Below are 17,361 nucleotides of genomic sequence, written 5' to 3' on the forward strand. Positions count from 1 at the left end.
TCGGCGGGCGCGGCGGCGCAGGTGGCGCGGCAGGTGTGAGTTGGCGCATACTGGTTTGCGACATACTTGGAAAATCGTTCCAACGTTTCGCATGCGAACCAGAAGCACTTGGAGGTCCCCGCCATGACCAAACCCGCAGACGTGGCAAAGAAACAGGTCAGCGAGAACACATCCGCCGACACCCTGTCGCTGCAGGCGTTGCTCGACCTTCAGCGGGCGGCGTTCCTGCGCGACGGGATCCCGGACGCCGAGACCCGCATCGACCGGATCGTGCGTTTGCAGGCGATGCTGCTCGACAATGCAGAGGAGATCTCGGAAGCGTTGACCGCGGACTTCGGGTCTCGTCCCCGGGAACTGTCGATCGCCGCTGACGTCGCAGGCTGCATGATCGACCTGAATCATCAGAAACGGCACGTGAAGAAGTGGATGCAGACGTCCACGCCGGGCAAGGTGCTTGCCAAGGCCGGTCTGCGCCAGGAGGTCCGCCACGACCCCAAGGGGGTCGTCGGGATCATGGGTCCCTGGAACTTCCCGCTGCAGCTGACCATCGTCCCAGCCGGATCGGCACTCGCCGCCGGCAACCGCGTCCTGATGCGCCCGTCCTCGATCACCGCGAAGACAACAGCGGTGCTCGCGAAACTCGCGCCGCGATACTTCGCTCTCGAAGAGCTCGCAGTGCTGACCAGTGCGCACGGCGGTGGATCGGACTTCGCGAAGCTCGAGGTCGATCACATGTTCTTCACCGGCTCGCCGGAGGTCGGTGCCTCGGTCGCCGCCGAGGCCGGCAAGAACCTGGTGCCGGTGACCCTCGAACTCGGCGGCAAGAACCCTGTCGTCGTCGATGCCGAGGCCGACATCGAGAAGGCCGCCACCCGGATCGCCGATGCCCGTCTCGTCAACGGCGGTCAGGTCTGCCTGTGCCCCGACTACGTGTGGGTGCCCGAAGCCAAGGTCGGCGAGTTCACCGATCGGGTGCTGGCCCGCTGGCGCGCGAATCTGCCGTCGATCAAAGACAACCCGCAATTCACGGCGACGATCAACGAGAAGAACTTCAACAGGATCGTCGATCTGATCGATGACGCGGAATCCCTGGGCGCCACGAAGCATCAGGTGATCCCGGCGGGTGAGAAGCTACCCGACGCGCAGACCCGCAAGATCGCGCCGACGTTGCTGACCGGTGTGAAGGCCGGGATGAAGATCGAGGAGGACGAGGTGTTCGGTCCGGTCCTGACCGTGTACCCGTACCGCGAGCTCGACGAGGCCATCGCCCACATCACCAGCCACCCGCATCCGCTGACGATGTATTGGTACGGCGAATACAACGAGCGTTTCAGCAAGCTCGCCGACTCGACCCGGTCCGGATCCATCAATGGCAACGACTTCGCGATCAACATGTTCGGCCCGGATCTGCCGTTCGGTGGCGTGGGTCGAAGTGGCATGGGTAGCTACCACGGTAAGTACGGGTTCGAAACCTTCTCCCATGCGCGCGCGGTCGCGTTCTCGACGATGGGGATGGCGGTGTCCGAGATGATGACGGCGCCGTTCACGCCGAAGGATGTCAAGACCACCAACGTGCAGATGAAGCTCTGGAAGTTCTTCAACAACCGTGCTCGCAAGAAGCTCGGCCACAAGCTCTGAGCCACACCTGACACAAACCCAGTCGGTTCGGGTACATCCAGTTGCTGCTGCAACTGGGTATGCCCGGAGTGGCTGGGTTTGTGCGTGTCCGCGGTAACAACCAAGCGCTTGGTAGGCTCGGCGGGTGACACCAAGACGGAGTGAGACGACAGCTGTTGGGCCGTCGGGTGAGCGTACCCGGGTTTCGCGGCGCGATGAATTGCTCACCGTGGCGAGTGGACTGTTCGCCGAGCGCGGGCTGCGCACGACCACCGTCCGCGACATCGCCGACGCCGCGGGAATTCTCTCGGGAAGTCTCTATCACCACTTCGATTCCAAAGAGACCATGGTCGACGAGATCCTCCAGGGGTTTCTGGATTCACTGTTCGAGAGCTATCGGGAGGTCGTGGCAGCAGGTCTGCCCGCCCGCGAGACGCTGACCAGTTTGGTGACCGCCTCCTTCGAGAGCATCGACCGAGATCACTCGGCGGTGGCGATCTACCAGGATGAGGCGAAGCGGCTGTCCGGGCAGGAGCGGTTCGCCTACATCCGCGAACGCAACGTCGAGTTCCGGGCCCTGTGGAGCGATGTGCTCAAAAGTGGTGTTGCCGATGGCAGCTTCCGCAAGGATCTCGACACCGAACTCGTCTACCGATTCATGCGCGACACCGTGTGGGTTGCGGTTCGCTGGTATCGCCCGGGCGGCGAGATGACCGCACAGCAGGTTGCCGACCAGTATCTGAGCGTCGTGCTCGACGGTATCGTTCCCCGCTGACCCCGATTCTGGTGGGTTCGGGCGACCGTGACCTGCGCAAATGCTCGCCAGTACCCACCATTTCCGGGTGTTTCGCGCCGCAGTGGCAAGGTGTGCGCATGATGTTGTTACGGGTGGTCTCACCCGCCGAGCACACGCAAACGATTGTCGACCTGCTCACCGACGACACCGCCGTCAGTAACGTCGCCGTTCATCGCGGCGTCTCGGTGAAACCGGCCGGCGACATCATCGAGGCAGACATCGCGCGCGAGGGTGTCAATGAGATCGTCGACGTCCTCTTGCGCATGGAGATCCACAAGTACGGGTCCATCCAGCTCGCCGATGTCCCGACCTGGATGTCCCAGAACGGCTTCGAGGCCGATCAGGTCACGCCGGGGGCCAGCGCGGACGCCGTGGTCTGGAGTGAGGTCACCCAGACCGCGTATGAGGACTCCGAATTCAACTGGACCTTCGTCAGCTTCATGTTCCTGGCCACCGTGCTGGTCGCCATCGCCATCCTCCTGAACTCGACGATCCTGCTCATCGGTGCGATGGTGCTCGGTCCTGAGTTCGGTGCGGTCGCCGCGCTCGGCGTGGCGTTGGTGCGCCGCCGTCTCACGCTGCTGCGACGGGCCGCGGCCACCCTGGTCGGGGGCTTCGCAATCGCCATCGTCGCCACCACCGCCCTGACGCTCGTCGCCCGGGCATTGGGCTGGATCACGGTGATCGATGTCGTCGAATCGCGTCCGGACACCGAGTTCATCTACTCCCCGGACAAGTGGTCGTTCATCGTCGCAGTGCTCGCAGGGGCCGCCGGCGTCCTGTCCGTGACCTCGGCGAAACTGGGCGGCCTGTCAGGAGTCTTCATCTCCGTGACGACGATCCCCGCGGCAGGCAACGTCGCCCTCGGTCTCGCTTTCGGGCTCCGGGACACCATCGTCGGAAGCACCCTGCAGTTGCTTCTCAACCTCGCGGGCATGGCGGTTGCCGGTTGGCTGACCCTTGCATTGCAGCAGGCGAGTTGGGGTCGGGCGTCGGCGTACCGGGCCAGATTGCTCAAGAACCGTTCGGCGCGGCGTCGGCGAGCACCCGAACTGTAGTCACACCCCGGGCTGCTCGGAATTTCCCCGGCGCTCAGAGCTTCTTCAGTCGCTCCAAGCGATCCCAGGCCTGCGTCATGATCGATTGGACGAGTTCGTCACAGCTGGGCAGGTCGTCGATCATCCCGACGACCTGACCCGAAGCGAGCACGCCGGCATCGGTGTTGCCTTCGACCAGTCCGGCGCGAAGGAGCATCGGGGTGTTGCCGGCCATGATGATCTGCTGCCAGGTGCGTTCACCTGACTTGCGCATGGTGCGGCCGTCCTTGAGCATCGTCGACCACTTCATGCCGGTCAGCTGCTTGAACTTGTTGGCGTTGCCCGCCGCTGCTGCCAGAGCTGTTGCGCTGTTGCCGGATTCGAGCTTTTCGACGAGTTCGGTCCGCAGGACCCGGTGCGGCATTCCGTCGACCTTCGTGGAGACGACGGTGTCGCCGAGGCCGCGCTGAATGTACTCCTTCTTGACGGCGTCGGGCACCGCGCTGTCTGACGTCAGCAGGAACCGGGTCCCCATCGCGATGCCTTCGGCACCGTAGGACAGGGCTGCGACGAGTCCGCGCCCGTCGAAGAAGCCTCCGGCCGCCACGACGGGAATCCCTTCGGGGCCAAGCGCGTCGAGCACGCTGGGTAGCAGCAGGGTGGTCGCGACCGGTCCGGTGTGTCCGCCGCCTTCGCCGCCCTGGACGATCACGGCGTCGGCACCCCACGATGCGACCTTGACCGCATGTTTTGCGGCTCCGATCGACGGGATGACAACCACCCCGTGGTCCTTGAGCTTGGCGATAAGTTCAGGCTTGGGTGCCAACGCGAACGACGCAACCTTCACCTGCTCGCGAATCAGCAGATCGATCCGTTCGGGTGCGTCGGTGGCATCGGCACGGAGATTGACGCCGAAGGGCTTGTCCGTCAACGTCTTCGTCTTGGCGATGGCCGTCTCGAGCTCGGCGAAGGTCATCGTGGCCGACGCCAGGATGCCGAGACCTCCGGCGTTCGACGTGGCCGAGGTCAGCGACGGCCCCGACACCCAGCCCATCCCGGTCTGCACGATCGGGTACTCGATACCGACCAACTCGGTGAAGCGCGTGGAGAGCGCGGGTGCGGGGGAGGTCACTTCGCTGCTCCTACCGGCTTGACTTCTTTCTCCCGCAGACCCTTCGGGTCGATGACCTCGCGGATGAGCCGGAGTTCCTCGGCCGACGGAAGGCGGGTCACACCGGCGGTGTCGAGGTCTGCGACCTCGAAGCCGGTGTTGTCGGCGACCTCGTCCGCCTCGACGCCCGGATGCAGGCTCAGGGCGCGCATCGTGTGATCCGGACCCCCGAAGTCGAAAACGCCCAGGTTGGTCACCACTCGATAGATGTTGAGGTATTTGTAGGCGGGGTTCTCCGGATCGACCTTGTCGTAGCCGACGCCGGAGACCACGTCCACCACCCCGCCGAACACCCGCGAGGAGTGTTTGGCGACCCAGTAGCTCGTCGGGTGATTGATGGTGTTGCCCGGTGCGCCGCGTGACCCGAACATCTGGCGCGTCGGCTGTTGCAGCGGGCCGAACGCCGACAGGTTCTGGTTGCCGAAACGGTCGATTTGGTTGGCGCCCATCACAACATGACGACGGCCCGAGGCGACGACGTCGAAAACCTTCCGGAACGGCATGTAACCCTCGATGGCCCCGGACTTTCCGACCGCGGGGGTGTCGGCGAAGATCAACGCCTCACCGTCGGTGATCAGCAGGTCGGGTTCGGTGGTCAGCCTGGCCAGCCGAACTCCGATGAGGGGCGTGGTGGCCATCGGCGACGCCATCGTCTCGCCTGCACCGGCGAAGATCTCGGCGCACGCGATGACGCAGCTCTCTGCGCGGGTGACGTCTGCGGCTTGGGGTGAGGTCATTTTCCGGACTCCTTCGCGATGGCCGCCTGTTCGGTGGCCCATGTGCTGATCTCGCTCTGGTACTGGGGCTCGTCGACTGCGAGGAAGCGGTCGGAGAACGCCTGCCATGCCTCGGGGGTCTTGGCCGACTCCGCGTAGAACCGCTGGAACGCCTCGTCTCGGCCGTAGTCGCCCGCGAACGTGAAGTGGGCGCCGTTCGGGGTGTGCACCACGCGGTCGACATTGAGGCGGTTGAGCAGTACCCGTTGCAGCGGGACCGATTCCATCAGTTCCTCGGTGGACACCAGGCGATCGGTCTCGAGATACCGGCGCTTGGCTGCGCCGCAGTAGAGGTCGTCGAAGTAAGGGTCGATGCCGGTGTATGCGGCGTTGCCGTGCTTGTCGGCGAGGTCGAGGTGCACGAAGGCGGCATCGAGGTTCAGTGCGGGCATCGCGATGAGGGTCTGGTGTCTGCCGTCGTCATCGGGATAAGGGGAAGTGACGGTGGAGAGTTCGCCGTCCCAGAAGTTCGGGACATCGGAACCGAGCCCGGCGCGGATCGGCAGGAACGGCAGCCGGGCGGCAGCGGCCTCGAGTCCACACTTGACCATGCCCTCGTCCATCTCACGAACCGTGATGGATCCGGAGGTTCGGGCCGCGGCGAACCACGGGTCGTAGAACGGTGGTGAGTCCAGCGACACGAACCCGTAGTAGGCCTTGCTCACCTTGCCTGCGGCGCAGAGCAATCCGAGATCCGGTCCACCATAGGTGACCACGGTCAGGTCCGTCACGGTCGAGCGTGCGAGCGCGCGTACGAGTGCCATCGGTTTGCGGCGTGATCCCCAGCCTCCGATGCCGATGGTCATGCCGCTCTCGATTTCGCCGATGACGTCGTCGAGGGTGCTTGTCTTGTCCTTGGCCATTACTGCTCAGATCCCCACTGCTAGTTTGATTGTCCGTGTGCAGAACTCGTCTTGGGTTGTCCGGTCTCGACGAAGGCGTCGCGGTGTTCGTCGGCGACGCCTGCGAGGTTGAGCTCGAAGGTGAAGCCCTGTTCGAAGCGGTAGCTGGACTTCACGTCGACCGGATCGATGCCGTTGAATGCCTCTTTTGCGGCCCGGATCACGCGGGTGTCCTTGGCCGCGATCCTGCGGGCGATCTCCAGTGCGGCCTCGTCGAGTTGTTCCCGGGGGACCACCTTCTGCACTGAACCGAAGTGTTCGAGCTGCTGGGCGGTGACGTTCTGCGCGGTGTAGTACAGCGCGCGCATCGTGTGCTGAGGAACAAGGCGTGACAGGTGGGTGGCCGCGCCGAGTGCTCCGCGATCGACCTCGGGAAGGCCGAAGACCGCATCGTCGGAAGCGACGATGATGTCCGCGTTACCGACGAGGCCGACCCCGCCCCCCACGCAGAAGCCGTTGACCGCCGCGATGACGGGGACGGCGCAGTCGTACACCCCGGCAAAGGCGACGGCGCACCCGCGGTTGGCGGCGATGAGCGCGCCGTAGCCCTCGGTGGCCTGCATCTCTTTGATGTCGACACCGGCATTGAAGCCCCGGCCCTCGGCTCGCAGGATCACGACGTGGGTGCTGTTGTCGCGGCCGGCGGCGAGGATTGCCTCACCGAGTTCGAACCAAGCCGCCGACGGCAGGGCGTTGACCGGCGGGAAGTCGACCGTGACGGTGACGATCCCCGGCTCGACGGTGGATGTGGTGATGGGCATCGATGCTCCTCGCGTACCGTACGTCTGTAGACCAACCAAGCAATTGCTTGGTACCTTAACACTCTCATTCGATGAAGAGATGGGGCAGTGGATGGACTTGGGATTGTCGGGGCACGTGGTGCTCGTGACCGGCGGCGTGCGCGGCGTCGGGGCCGGTATCAGTGCCGTGCTCACAGAGCTGGGCGCGACGGTCGTCGCCTGCGCCAGACGGCCGGCCGACGAAGGCTCGCCGGCGCCGTATGCCGAGTTCGTCAGCTGCGACATCCGCGACGCAGAGGCCGTGACCGCCATGATCGAGCAGGTGGTGGCGCAGCACGGCCGGCTCGACGGTGTCGTGAACAATGCGGGGGGTGCGCCCTTCGCGTTGGCGGCAGACGCCTCACCCCGCTTTCATTCCAAGATCGTCGAGCTGAACCTGCTGGCGCCGCTGATCATCGCGCAGGCCGCCAACAAGGTCATGCAACAACAGGACTCGGGCGGCTCGATCGTGAACGTGTCCAGCATGAGCGGACGCAGACCGTCACCCGGAACCGCGGGATACGGCGCCGCCAAGGCGGGCCTCGACTCATTGACCGGGTCGCTGGCGGTGGAGTGGGCTCCGCGGGTGCGGATCAACTCCGTGGTCGCGGGCGCGGTGCGCACCGAACTGGCGGACCTGTTCTACGGAGATGACGACGGTGTCGCGGCCGTGGCGCGGACCATCCCGATGGGCCGGCTGGCACTACCCGGAGATGTCGGCAACGCGGTGGCATTCCTGTTGTCTCCGTTGGCTTCATACATGACAGGTTCGACGATGGAAGTCCATGGTGGCGGCGAACGCCTTGCTTTCTGGGACGTCGGATCGAACGAGATCCCCAGCTGATCGCACACCCCTGAGTTCTCAGACGACAAACCGAAGGAGCTAATTGATGAGTGGAATCGTGGCCGGCCGAGTGGTCATCGTGACCGGGGCGGGCCGGGGCATCGGCAGGGAACACGCCCTGGCGTTTGCTGCCGAGGGTGCCAAGGTCGTCGTCAACGACATCGGAGCCGGTCTCGACGGGTCTCTTGCCGGCGAGAGTCCCGCCGAGCAGGTGGTCGCCGAGATCAAGGCCGCCGGCGGTGAGGCAGTGGTCAACGGCGACGATGTGGCCGATTGGGCGGGCGCCGAGAACTTGGTGCGCACTGCGATCGATTCCTTTGGCGCGTTGGATATCCTGGTCAACAACGCGGGATTCCTTCGCGACAAGATGCTCGTCTCGATGAGTGAAGAGGACTGGGACAACGTGATCCGAGTCCACCTGAAGGGGCATTTCGCGACGCTGCGTCACGCTGCTGCCTATTGGCGAGCCGAATCCAAGGCCGGGAACCCGCGTGCGGCGCGAGTGATCAACACCTCCTCGGGCGCCGGACTCTACGGCTCTGTGGGACAGGGCAACTACTCCGCGGCGAAGGCCGCGATCGCGGAGCTGACGATTCAGGCAGCGGCCGAGATGAAGGCATATGGTGTGACGGTGAATGCCATCGCACCGTCGGCACGAACCCGGATGACCACGAGCTCCGGCGACGCGATGGCCGCGCAGATGGCCGCCCCCGAAGACGGTTCCTTCGACGCGATGGACCCCGCGAACGTCTCACCACTGGTGGTCTGGCTCGGCTCGGTGGAATCGGGCTCGGTCAGCGGCCGGGTCTTCGAAGTCGAGGGTGGCATCGTGTCGGTGACCGACGGCTGGCAGCGAAGCATCAAGCGCGACAAGGGTGCTCGCTGGGATCCGGCGGAACTCGGGCCCGTGGTCGAGGACATCCTGGCGCAGGCCCCGACCCCGATGCCGGTGTACGGCGCTAGATAGGAGGTCAGGTTCGTCAGAGGGGCAGGCACGATAGAAGGGCAGGCACGATGAGCACGGAAACCGACCTCGTCGCGGCAGCGAAGTCGTACGTCGACGCGTTGGTCAGTCACGACCCAGCGGCGGTCCCGTTCCATCCGGACTGCGTGCGGATCGAAATGGGCGCCAAGACGGGTCGAAACGGTGATCACCTCCGACGTAGTCTGGCCAGAGGACCGCAGTATCGGGTCATCCACGCGATCAGCGACTTCACCCCGCGCGTAGAGGGGCCGGTGGTGCACGTGACGTTCTATGTACACGTGCAGCCGAAGCCGTTGCGGTTGGCGGCCAAGGTGACCGAGAGCTTCGAGTTCGACGACGAGGGGCGAATCGTCAAGATCATTGCGAAGTTCGGCGTGCCGCGCCGCCGCCACTGACAGCAGACGCTCCACAAATACGAAGACGCGCCACATATAAGTGGCGCGTCTTCGTATTTGTGGAGCGTTTGCGGGATCAGGAACCCGGCGCGCGGATCACCAGGGGGACGCCCGGGAAGTAGGCGGCCAGCTCGGACCGCGAACGGCGTAGCGCAGCGGTGCCGTACCCCTTTTTACGATGGTCGGGGGCGATCCAGATCCGGACGTGGACCTCCCCGTCGGCGAGCTCGCCGAAGACGAGACCGATTTTGTCCGAACCCTCGACGGCGACGAGCCAGACGGCCTCCTCGGCGTGCATCCGGCTGTTGGCTGCTGAGATCTCGTCGGCGATTTCCGAAGCGGGGGAGCCGCTTCCGTCCCCAGCGGCACCGACGTCGGCGGTACGCGCCTTGAAGATGTCGGCGTCCTCATCGCTGAATGGGCGCAGCCCCAACGTCTCGGAGGTGCTGGCCGGACGCTCGGTCTGGGTGAACGTCAGCTTGGAATTGAGGTCTTCGAGTTCGGCCGCGTTCTCGCGGCGCGCACTCACCGTCAGGCGGTCGAAGGACATTCCCAGCACCGCTTCGGCTCCGATTGCCGGTACCGAGAGCAGGGTGGCGATGGACGAGATGGCCGACTCGCGGTCCTCGGCATCGACGATCGCGTCGAGGACTTCGTGGCGCCGTTCGAAGGCCGCCTCGAGGGCAGCTGTGATGTCGCGGCGAGTCGCCGCACGATCTGGAGCAGTCATGCAGCCAAGTCTATGGCGAATGACTCCGGGTGGTCGGCTGACCCCGGTAAAGCTCACCCGACGGTCATCGGATGGTTCTGCGATCCGACTCGGAACATCAGCGGGGTCGTTCCGTCCCACGTTTCGGCAGCCACCGAACCGGTGGTGCCGACGGGGATGGCCACCGACCCGTTGGTTCGGGCGATGTGGTCGGCGGTGGTGTCGCTGCGTTTGACATCGACGTGCAGTGACCCCGGGAGACCGATGCCTGCGAGACCGAAGGTGTAGTCGCCATCGGTGTCTCGGCCGACCGAAACGGTGCTGCCGGGCAGGAGGTTCAGGCCGGTGCCCTTGGCAGCCACGGACCAGTCGGCTTCCTCGCTTGCGACCGTCAGCCGCGGGGTCAACGGGTACGTGCTGGACAGGCGCAGTGCGCGTTGATCGTCGTCGACGGTCACCGAGGCGCTGGCACCTGGGAGGAGCTCGAGGTCGTCGACCTCGTTGATCCAGCCGTCGCCGAGGATCGAGATGTCCATGTCGGCGGTCTGCCCGAGGGGGACACCCCCGATCGTCAGCTTGAACGCCGCGCCGGCGGGCACCCGGTAGAGCTCGCTTCTCGCGGTGTTGGCGTGGGCCAGCTTCTCGAGGCCTGCCACGGGGCGCCCATCGGGCGTGGTGATCCCCAGTGTCCAGTCGTTCGCGCTGCCGTCCGGGTTCTTGGCCGTGTCTTTGACCAGGAGCAGAACCGAATCGTCGCCGACGTCGCGGCAGGTGGGACATTCATGCACCCTGGTCATCTGAGACAGCGGGAAGATGATCATCTGATTACTGGGAGACCCGACGAACAGATAACTTTTGTCCGCCGGATTCAAGGCCGTCGTGTAATACCACGTGTCTGAGGCCGCGTCTGCCACCATCATTTTCTCGACGCCCGGGAAATTGTTGTCATAAACGACTATTCCGGTTTTTCCGTCGCCGAGATCACGTAAGGCGATCGGGGTGATGCCGTGGCCGCCGATCTCGCCGAGAATCCCCAAGACGACGTGGTCGCCGCGTTGCCAGGCGGCCTCGAGCTGATCGAGGGTCGAAGCAACCGATGACCTGCTGGGGCTGTCCGACGTCGGCACGGCGTACTGGGTGTTGAAGTAGCGCGAGATCAATCCGTCGAGTCGGTCCGAGGGGCCGACGTCGTAGAGATTCTGTCCCGCGGGCACGTAGCCGGTCTTGTCGAGCTGTCCGCTGGCGAACAAGCCGGCGACGGCGGCCAGCCCGAAGCAATGCCCTCCGTTCGACGATTCGTTCGAGTCCTGTTCCAGCACTTCGCCGGTCGCACTCAAGACGCACGCGCCGTCGACAATACGTGCGCAGATGCGATCGCCGTAGAGCGACTGCATGGTGGCGGGTGTCATGCTGCGCCTGTGCAGGGCGTCGGACTCGCCCCAGTTCGCGAAGGAGAAGCCGTCACGCTTGACCTCGAAACCGCTGTCCGCGATCAATGTGCCCGACGTCGGATCGGGTGCCACATAGGAACCGGGAGTGCCCGGCTGCTCGAGCGACCCTGTGTCAGGGAGATCGATGAGGGGGGCCGCGCCTGCACTGACGGGAAACGCGAGCAGCATCGCCGCAACGAGCATCGATAGATAGCGCTTTCGCACTACGCCTCCTCAGGCCGCATGATCACAGGGGGTGGACAATTCCCGCCGAATCAAACGCCCAACGGGACCGATAAATGTCCGCTTTGAGAATAAGTTAGCTTATCGCACGAGAAATTGCACCGGCTGGTGTGGATTGTTCTCCGGTGATGAACTCCAGGTCGCTGAAGAAGACTGCCGATTCGAATGCGTGATAAGCCCGTGATAGGTGAGGGAGTACGCGACTACACGGCAGGGCGGCCCACCGGGCCGACCTTCTGCGATCCGTTCGGTACCCGCCACGACTGGCCGTAGCGCTGTCCTGACCGCGGGTCGTCACGGTTGTTGACGAAGTACCAGTCCATCTGGGTCGCGGCGTCGGTCACCGTGAGCACCGCGTAGCCGTGGGCATCGGTGTCGACCCAGCGCAGATGCCGGTTCACATTGGTCAGAGCCGCCGCCGCTACGTTGCCCACCGTGTATTCCGGGGCCCCGACGAGGTCGTCGACGTTGCTCGATGTCACCGAAGGCGTCACCAACTCTGTGCCGACCGTGCCTGCCCCCGGATAGTTCGCGGGGTCGTTCGGCAGGTCACAGGCGAACGACATATGGATGTCGCCGGTGATGAAAACGGTGTTCTGGGTGTTGTTGTCCCGCAACGCCTGATAGAGGCGCTGACGGTCGGCGGTGTAGCCGTCCCAGGGATCCGAGCTCAGCGGGATGCCGGCCTTGGGTATGCCGAGCAGCTCGGTGAGCGCTGCGGTGGTGCGGGGCTCGAGCGGCGGGATGAGGATGGGGCTGATCATCACCGGGTTGCCGACGATCTTCCATCGGGTGGGAGCCGACACGACGCCGTTCGTGAGCCAGGACATCTGGGCAGCGCCCGTGATCGTGGCCGCGGGATTGTCGGCGGCGTTCGAGGTCGTGCCCGGTTGTTCGGTCCGATACGTCCGCAGGTCCAGCATCGACAGTTCGAGCAGGTTGCCGTACCGCAGCCTGCGATAGAGGTGCCTGCCGCCTGCGTCGGGCACCGGGCGCACCGGCATCCACTCGTAGTACGCCTGCTCCGAGGCGGCCTTGCGGGCCGGCCAGTCACCTTCGGCGGCACTGTGGTTCTCGGCGCCCGAGGCCCAGGAGTCGTTCGCCGACTCGTGGTCGTCCCAGGTGCAGATCCAGGGCAGGTCGCGGTGGGCCAACTGCAGATCGGGGTCGGTCTTGTACTGCGCGTGGCGGATCCGGTAGTCCGCCACGGACACGATCTCGTGTGCTGGTTCGTGCCGTCGGACCGGGCCGTTCTTGCCGGTGTATTCGCCGATCCCGTATTCGTAGATGTAATCGCCCAGGTGCACGATGGCGTCGAGGTCCGGCTGCGCGGCCAGGTGCCGGTACGCACTGAAGTAGCCGGCCTCCCAGTTCGAGCACGACACGACGCCGAAGCGGACCCTGGCCACCTCGGCGGCCGTCGCGGGGGCGGTCTTGGTGCGGCCCACCGGCGACACCGCTCCCGCTGCCGGGCCGTCGACGACGTGGAACCGGTAGTGATAGCCGGTGTTCGGGTTCAGCCCGCCGGCATCGACTTTGACGGTGAGGTCGCTGCCGGCGTCGGTGGTCGTGGAGCCCGACGACACCACCGAACCGAATCCCGGATCGGTGGCCACCTCCCAGCGGATCGTCGTCGCGCTACCGCGACCCGAGCCCGCGACCGCGTCCGGAGTGGGCGTCACACGCGTCCACAGGATGACGCGGTCCGGCAGCGGGTCGCCGGAGGCGATCCCGTGCCGAAAGACGTCCGCGGCAGCCGACGACCCGGCGGAGGCATTGCCTGCGTAGACGGTCCCGAGAACGCCGACGGTGCCGATCACGGCGCCCCCGATGAATGCGCGACGCGACGGCTGGGTCCAGGAGGGCTGCAGGACCGGCTCTGGGAGGGAGTCAGGATGTGATGTCATTGCGCATCGAATCCTGGCACACCTGGTGAACCGGGGTGTACCAACCGGTGACCTTCACGGAGAATTCTCGCCACCCCGCAGGTGAATTTCCCGTCCGCTTCAGCGCGGCTCGCAGATGATGACGGGGATCTTGCGATCCGTCCACGCCTTGTACTGGTCGAAGTCGGCATAGACGTCGACGAGTTTCGGCCACAGCCGCTCCCGTTCGGTGTCATCGGCCTCGCGGGCACGCATCACCGACGTCTTCTTGCCCTCCTGGATGCTCACATCGGGGTTGGCCGTGATGTTGAGATACCAGGCCGGGTTGGACGCCATCCCACCCTGCGAGGCGACCACCACGACGTTGGCGCCGTCTCGGAGGTACAGCAGCGGAACGGTGCGCGGTTTGCCGGACTTGCGGCCGATCGTGGTCAGCAGGATGACGGGCACGGGATCCTTGAACCCCGCCCCGACCCGCCATTTGGCGCCGACCTTGCCTCCGGTGAGCTGGTAGATCTTTGTGTTCGCCCGAGACGACAGCTTGACGATGGTGCTGACCGCCTTGGAGTTGAGGGCCTTGGGTGGTTCCTGGGTCGGCACCGGACCTCAGATCCTCTCGATGATCGTGCCGCTCGAGAGCGCCCCGCCGGCGCACATCGTGATGAGTGCGGTGGATTTGTCCGAGCGTTCCAGCTCGTGGAGTGCGGTGGTGATGAGCCGGGAGCCGGTGGATCCCACAGGGTGTCCGATGGCGATGGCGCCACCGTTGACGTTGACTTTGTCCATGTCCGGATTGTGCACCGACGCCCACGACAGCAATACGGAGGCGAAGGCCTCGTTGACCTCGAACAGGTCGATGTCGGAGATGCTCATCCCGGATCTGGCCAGCACACGCTCGGTGGCTTGGACGGGTCCGTCGAGGTGGTAGTAGGGCTCGGCGCCGACCAGTGCTTGAGAGACGAAACGCGCTCGTGGTTTGAGCCCCAGTGCCTTTGCCTTGTCCTCGTCCATGATCAGGACGGCCGCGGCGCCGTCGGAGACCTGCGAGGAGGTGCCGGCCGTGTGGATGCCGCCCTCGATGACGGGTTTGAGTTTCGCGAGCGATTCCAGGCTCGTCTCACGCAGGCCCTGGTCACGGACGACGTCGAGGATGTTGCCGGTCAGTTCGCCTTCTTTGGTGCGTTCGGGGGCCTTGAGGGAGAAGACCTCACGGTCGAAGCGGCCCTCGTCCCACGCCTGCTTGGCCAGCCGCTGGCTGCGTTCGCCGAGGCCGTCGACGTCGGCGCGGGTGATTCCGCGGCGATTCGCGATCCGCTCGGCTGCCTCGAACTGGTTGGGCATGTCGATGTCCCAGGATTCGGGTCGCCGCAGACCCGCGTTCTCCACCATGACGTTGGCGCCGAGCGGCACCGTCGTCATCGATTCCACGCCGCAGGCGATGCCGACGTCGATGGTCCCGGTCGCGATCAGACCCGCGATGAGGTGATTGGCCTGCTGTGCCGATCCACACTGGCAGTCGATCGTGGTGGCGCCGGTCTGCCAGGGCAGGCCGGCATGCAGCCACGCCGTGCGGGTGACATTGTTCGACTGTGCACCGACCTGCATCACGCAGCCGCCGATCACCTGCTCGATCTCGGTGGGGTCGATCCCGGCCCGCTCGATCACGGCTTTCTGTGTCGCGCCGAGGAGTTCGGCCGGATGAAGGCCCGACAACCACCCTGCTCGCTTGCCGATCGGCGTACGGGTGGCCTCGACGATTACCGGTTTTCCCATGTCAATCCCTTCAAAGCGTTGTTGTCTGAATTCGAAACTAGAACAAGTTGCCAACTGGACACAAGTCCTATTCCAGCAGGTAGTAGCCATTGTTCAGCAATGTGCTCTACCATCGAACTAGAACACGTTCATGTCTAGCATTTAGGTGGTTGCAATGACGCAGGCCGAGAAGGTGTGCCCGTTCGCGGAGGGTTTCGACTTCACCAGCCCTGACCTGTTGGAACAAGGGATACCGGTGACTGAGTTCGCAGAGCTGCGAAAAACGTCGCCGGTCTGGTGGAACGCCCAAGCCCAGGGTAAGGGTGGTGGCTTCTCCGACGGTGGCTACTGGGTTGTCAGCAAGCACGAGGACGTGCGCGCGATATCCAAGAACAACGAGGACTGGTCCACCAACGAAAACGGTGTGATCATGCGTTTCGACGACGCGATGACGTCCGAACAGCTCGACATCACGAAGGCGTTGCTGATCAACCACGATCCGCCGGAGCACACCCGCCTGCGCAAGCTGATCTCGAAGCTCTTCACGCCGAAGGCGGTGCACGCGATCGAGGAGAAACTCGAGGACGCGGCACAGAAGATCGTCAAGGATGCTGCGGCCAAGGGCACCGGTGAGTTCGTGGAAGACGTCGCGATCAACCTGCCGTTGATGGCGATCGCCGACCTGCTCGGCGTTCCGGAGGACGACCGGGAGAAGTTGTACCACTGGTCGAACAACATGATGAACGCGGACGATCCGGAGTTCAACGCGGTGGATGAGGAGTCCGGGTTGACCCCCGCTCAGCTCTCTTCGGCCGAGATCCTCGGTTACGCGTACTCGATGGCAGAAGAGCGCAAGAAGTGTCCGGCCGACGACATCGTCACCGCGCTCGTCAACGCCGACATCGATGGACAGTCACTCGACGAGATCGAGTTCGGCTACTTCGTCATCCTGCTGACCGTCGCCGGCAACGAGACCACCCGTAACGCCATCAGCCACGGCATGAATGCGTTTCTCGACAACCCCGAACAGTGGGAACTGTTCAAGCGGGATCGTCCGGCCACCACTGCAGACGAGATCGTCCGCTGGGCGACTCCGGTCAACGCCTTCCAGCGCACCGCCCGTCACGATCTGGTGCTCGGCGGCCAGGAGATCAAAAAGGGTCAGCGCGTCGGAATGTTCTACGGGTCGGCGAACTTCGACGAGGACGTGTTCGAGAAGCCTTTCGAGTTTAACATCCTGCGTGACCCCAACCCGCACGTCGGCTTCGGTGGCCACGGCGCACACTACTGCGTCGGCGCCAACCTGGCCCGCATGGAGATCAACCTGATCTTCAACGCGATCGCAGATCACATGCCCGACATCACCAAACTGGCCGAGCCCCGCCGACTCCGCCACGGCTGGATCAACGGCGTGAAGGAACTGTCGGTCAACTACGGCAGCTGAACCCACGAGAAAGCCCCCGGCCGAAAGGTCGGGGGCTTTCTCGTGTCCGATCTTGGTGGGTTTTGGTGAGCGTCACCTGGGCAAACAGTCGCCGAAACCCACCAAGATCGGAGCTCGGCTATGCCTTGCGGACGGAATTGATCGTCTTCTCGACTTCCCAGAACGCACGGAGGGCGGCGAGTTTGCCGTCGGCGTTCGCCCGGTAGGTGAACACCCCGCGGGCCTCGGAGATGTGACCGTGGATGTGGGTGATGATCTTGCCGATGTAGGCGACCTCGTTGCCGCAGATGATCTCTTCGTCGAAGGCGAACTCGATCTGCTCGGTGGTCCCGATCGACAGGTCCCAGAAATCGCTGATGCGATCGTGCCCGGTGAAGCCGATGCCCTCCTCGTCGAACATCGACGGTCCCACGGGGTCCTGCACGATGCCGTCCTCGGCAAAGAGGTTGACCCAGGCTGCCTTGTTCCTCGACCCCACGTACTCGCGGGACAGGCGTCCGGCGACCACCGCGGGGTTGTTGGAGCGGTCAATGTTCAGGTAGGCGGGTTCCGCTTTTGTCATGGTGAATCCGATCGGTGAGTAGGTTGGTCCGCC

17 protein-coding genes are annotated in these 17,361 nt (G+C 64.6%); 7 read left to right on the plus strand and 10 right to left on the minus strand.

Annotated features, from left to right (window positions below; translation table 11 throughout):
* The first annotated feature begins 123 nt into the window (after positions 1 to 123).
* From DFR67_RS03315 to DFR67_RS03325, 3 genes are all read left to right on the plus strand, one after another.
* Complete coding sequence (locus DFR67_RS03315; protein WP_110468010.1) at positions 124 to 1,638, plus strand: aldehyde dehydrogenase family protein; 1,515 nt, start codon at positions 124 to 126, stop codon at positions 1,636 to 1,638.
* A gap of 124 nt (positions 1,639 to 1,762) precedes the next feature.
* The gene (locus tag DFR67_RS03320; RefSeq protein ID WP_110468011.1) at positions 1,763 to 2,392 is read left to right on the plus strand and encodes a TetR/AcrR family transcriptional regulator; all 630 of its coding nucleotides are present in this window, start codon (positions 1,763 to 1,765) and stop codon (positions 2,390 to 2,392) included.
* A gap of 98 nt (positions 2,393 to 2,490) precedes the next feature.
* Positions 2,491 to 3,471 carry a DUF389 domain-containing protein gene (locus DFR67_RS03325; RefSeq protein WP_110468012.1) on the plus strand — a complete coding sequence of 327 codons (981 nt, stop codon included), beginning with the start codon at positions 2,491 to 2,493 and terminating at the stop codon, positions 3,469 to 3,471.
* 34 nt (positions 3,472 to 3,505) lie between these two features.
* Here the strand turns inward: DFR67_RS03325 and DFR67_RS03330 are convergent, their stop codons facing one another.
* From DFR67_RS03330 to DFR67_RS03345, 4 genes are read right to left on the minus strand one after another with little or no spacing between them, the layout of a single operon-like run.
* Positions 3,506 to 4,582, minus strand: coding sequence for an NAD(P)H-dependent flavin oxidoreductase (locus DFR67_RS03330; RefSeq protein ID WP_110468013.1), 1,077 nt, complete (start codon positions 4,580 to 4,582; stop codon positions 3,506 to 3,508).
* Positions 4,579 to 5,358 carry a CoA-transferase gene (locus DFR67_RS03335; protein WP_110468014.1) on the minus strand — a complete coding sequence of 260 codons (780 nt, stop codon included), beginning with the start codon at positions 5,356 to 5,358 and terminating at the stop codon, positions 4,579 to 4,581. Before DFR67_RS03335 ends, DFR67_RS03330 begins: the two co-directional genes overlap by 4 nt.
* The gene (locus tag DFR67_RS03340; protein WP_110468015.1) at positions 5,355 to 6,260 is read right to left on the minus strand and encodes a CoA transferase subunit A; all 906 of its coding nucleotides are present in this window, start codon (positions 6,258 to 6,260) and stop codon (positions 5,355 to 5,357) included. The genes DFR67_RS03335 and DFR67_RS03340 overlap by 4 nt, the downstream gene beginning before the upstream one ends.
* 20 nt (positions 6,261 to 6,280) lie before the next feature.
* Positions 6,281 to 7,060: an enoyl-CoA hydratase family protein gene (locus DFR67_RS03345; protein ID WP_110468016.1), complete on the minus strand. Its 780-nt coding sequence runs from the start codon at positions 7,058 to 7,060 to the stop codon at positions 6,281 to 6,283.
* Between the two features lie 91 nt (positions 7,061 to 7,151).
* Here DFR67_RS03345 and DFR67_RS03350 point away from each other — a divergent pair, with 91 nt between their 5' ends.
* The 3 genes from DFR67_RS03350 to DFR67_RS03360 are packed head-to-tail and all read left to right on the plus strand — an operon-like array spanning position 7,152 to position 9,302.
* Positions 7,152 to 7,922, plus strand: coding sequence for an SDR family oxidoreductase (locus DFR67_RS03350; RefSeq protein ID WP_110468017.1), 771 nt, complete (start codon positions 7,152 to 7,154; stop codon positions 7,920 to 7,922).
* A 46-nt stretch (positions 7,923 to 7,968) separates the two neighbouring features.
* Entirely contained in the window at positions 7,969 to 8,889 is a 921-nt protein-coding gene (locus DFR67_RS03355; RefSeq protein ID WP_110468018.1) for an SDR family oxidoreductase, read from the plus strand.
* A gap of 47 nt (positions 8,890 to 8,936) precedes the next feature.
* Entirely contained in the window at positions 8,937 to 9,302 is a 366-nt protein-coding gene (locus tag DFR67_RS03360) for a nuclear transport factor 2 family protein (RefSeq protein WP_110468019.1), read from the plus strand.
* Between the two features lie 76 nt (positions 9,303 to 9,378).
* Here the strand turns inward: DFR67_RS03360 and DFR67_RS03365 are convergent, their stop codons facing one another.
* The 5 genes from DFR67_RS03365 to DFR67_RS03385 all read right to left on the minus strand — a co-directional run bounded on the left by DFR67_RS03365 (position 9,379) and on the right by DFR67_RS03385 (position 15,343).
* Positions 9,379 to 10,032 (minus strand): GNAT family N-acetyltransferase, encoded by a 654-nt coding sequence (locus DFR67_RS03365; protein WP_110468020.1) that lies wholly within the window; start codon positions 10,030 to 10,032, stop codon positions 9,379 to 9,381.
* A gap of 53 nt (positions 10,033 to 10,085) precedes the next feature.
* The gene (locus DFR67_RS03370; protein WP_170135190.1) at positions 10,086 to 11,666 is read right to left on the minus strand and encodes a hypothetical protein; all 1,581 of its coding nucleotides are present in this window, start codon (positions 11,664 to 11,666) and stop codon (positions 10,086 to 10,088) included.
* 221 nt (positions 11,667 to 11,887) lie between these two features.
* Positions 11,888 to 13,591, minus strand: coding sequence for an alkaline phosphatase D family protein (locus DFR67_RS03375; protein ID WP_110468021.1), 1,704 nt, complete (start codon positions 13,589 to 13,591; stop codon positions 11,888 to 11,890).
* A 99-nt stretch (positions 13,592 to 13,690) separates the two neighbouring features.
* Entirely contained in the window at positions 13,691 to 14,170 is a 480-nt protein-coding gene (locus DFR67_RS03380) for a nitroreductase family deazaflavin-dependent oxidoreductase (RefSeq protein ID WP_110468022.1), read from the minus strand.
* Positions 14,171 to 14,176: 6 nt separating this feature from the next.
* The gene (locus DFR67_RS03385; protein WP_110468023.1) at positions 14,177 to 15,343 is read right to left on the minus strand and encodes a steroid 3-ketoacyl-CoA thiolase; all 1,167 of its coding nucleotides are present in this window, start codon (positions 15,341 to 15,343) and stop codon (positions 14,177 to 14,179) included.
* Positions 15,344 to 15,497: 154 nt separating this feature from the next.
* On the opposite strand from DFR67_RS03385, the gene DFR67_RS03390 reads away from it, so the two are divergent.
* The gene (locus DFR67_RS03390) at positions 15,498 to 16,766 is read left to right on the plus strand and encodes a cytochrome P450 (RefSeq protein ID WP_110468304.1); all 1,269 of its coding nucleotides are present in this window, start codon (positions 15,498 to 15,500) and stop codon (positions 16,764 to 16,766) included.
* 118 nt (positions 16,767 to 16,884) lie between these two features.
* Here DFR67_RS03390 and DFR67_RS03395 read toward each other — a convergent pair whose 3' ends face one another.
* Positions 16,885 to 17,328, minus strand: coding sequence for a nuclear transport factor 2 family protein (locus DFR67_RS03395; RefSeq protein WP_110468024.1), 444 nt, complete (start codon positions 17,326 to 17,328; stop codon positions 16,885 to 16,887).
* Positions 17,329 to 17,361: the final 33 nt, after the last annotated feature.

The sequence above is a fragment of the Williamsia limnetica genome (assembly GCF_003217475.1).
Taxonomy (GTDB): domain Bacteria; phylum Actinomycetota; class Actinomycetes; order Mycobacteriales; family Mycobacteriaceae; genus Williamsia; species Williamsia limnetica.

Excerpts from the sequence above, each read along its gene's own strand:
- DFR67_RS03315 (WP_110468010.1), top strand. The coding sequence starts at position 124 with ATGACCAAACCCGCAGACGTGGCAAAGAAACAGGTCAGCGAGAACACA.
- DFR67_RS03325 (WP_110468012.1), top strand. The coding sequence starts at position 2,491 with ATGATGTTGTTACGGGTGGTCTCACCCGCCGAGCACACGCAAACGATT.
- DFR67_RS03335 (WP_110468014.1), bottom strand. The coding sequence starts at position 5,358 with ATGACCTCACCCCAAGCCGCAGACGTCACCCGCGCAGAGAGCTGCGTC.
- DFR67_RS03340 (WP_110468015.1), bottom strand. The coding sequence starts at position 6,260 with ATGGCCAAGGACAAGACAAGCACCCTCGACGACGTCATCGGCGAAATC.
- DFR67_RS03345 (WP_110468016.1), bottom strand. The coding sequence starts at position 7,060 with ATGCCCATCACCACATCCACCGTCGAGCCGGGGATCGTCACCGTCACG.
- DFR67_RS03350 (WP_110468017.1), top strand. The coding sequence starts at position 7,152 with ATGGACTTGGGATTGTCGGGGCACGTGGTGCTCGTGACCGGCGGCGTG.
- DFR67_RS03355 (WP_110468018.1), top strand. The coding sequence starts at position 7,969 with ATGAGTGGAATCGTGGCCGGCCGAGTGGTCATCGTGACCGGGGCGGGC.
- DFR67_RS03360 (WP_110468019.1), top strand. The coding sequence starts at position 8,937 with ATGAGCACGGAAACCGACCTCGTCGCGGCAGCGAAGTCGTACGTCGAC.
- DFR67_RS03365 (WP_110468020.1), bottom strand. The coding sequence starts at position 10,032 with ATGACTGCTCCAGATCGTGCGGCGACTCGCCGCGACATCACAGCTGCC.
- DFR67_RS03375 (WP_110468021.1), bottom strand. The coding sequence starts at position 13,591 with ATGACATCACATCCTGACTCCCTCCCAGAGCCGGTCCTGCAGCCCTCC.
- DFR67_RS03385 (WP_110468023.1), bottom strand. The coding sequence starts at position 15,343 with ATGGGAAAACCGGTAATCGTCGAGGCCACCCGTACGCCGATCGGCAAG.
- DFR67_RS03390 (WP_110468304.1), top strand. The coding sequence starts at position 15,498 with ATGACGCAGGCCGAGAAGGTGTGCCCGTTCGCGGAGGGTTTCGACTTC.
- DFR67_RS03395 (WP_110468024.1), bottom strand. The coding sequence starts at position 17,328 with ATGACAAAAGCGGAACCCGCCTACCTGAACATTGACCGCTCCAACAAC.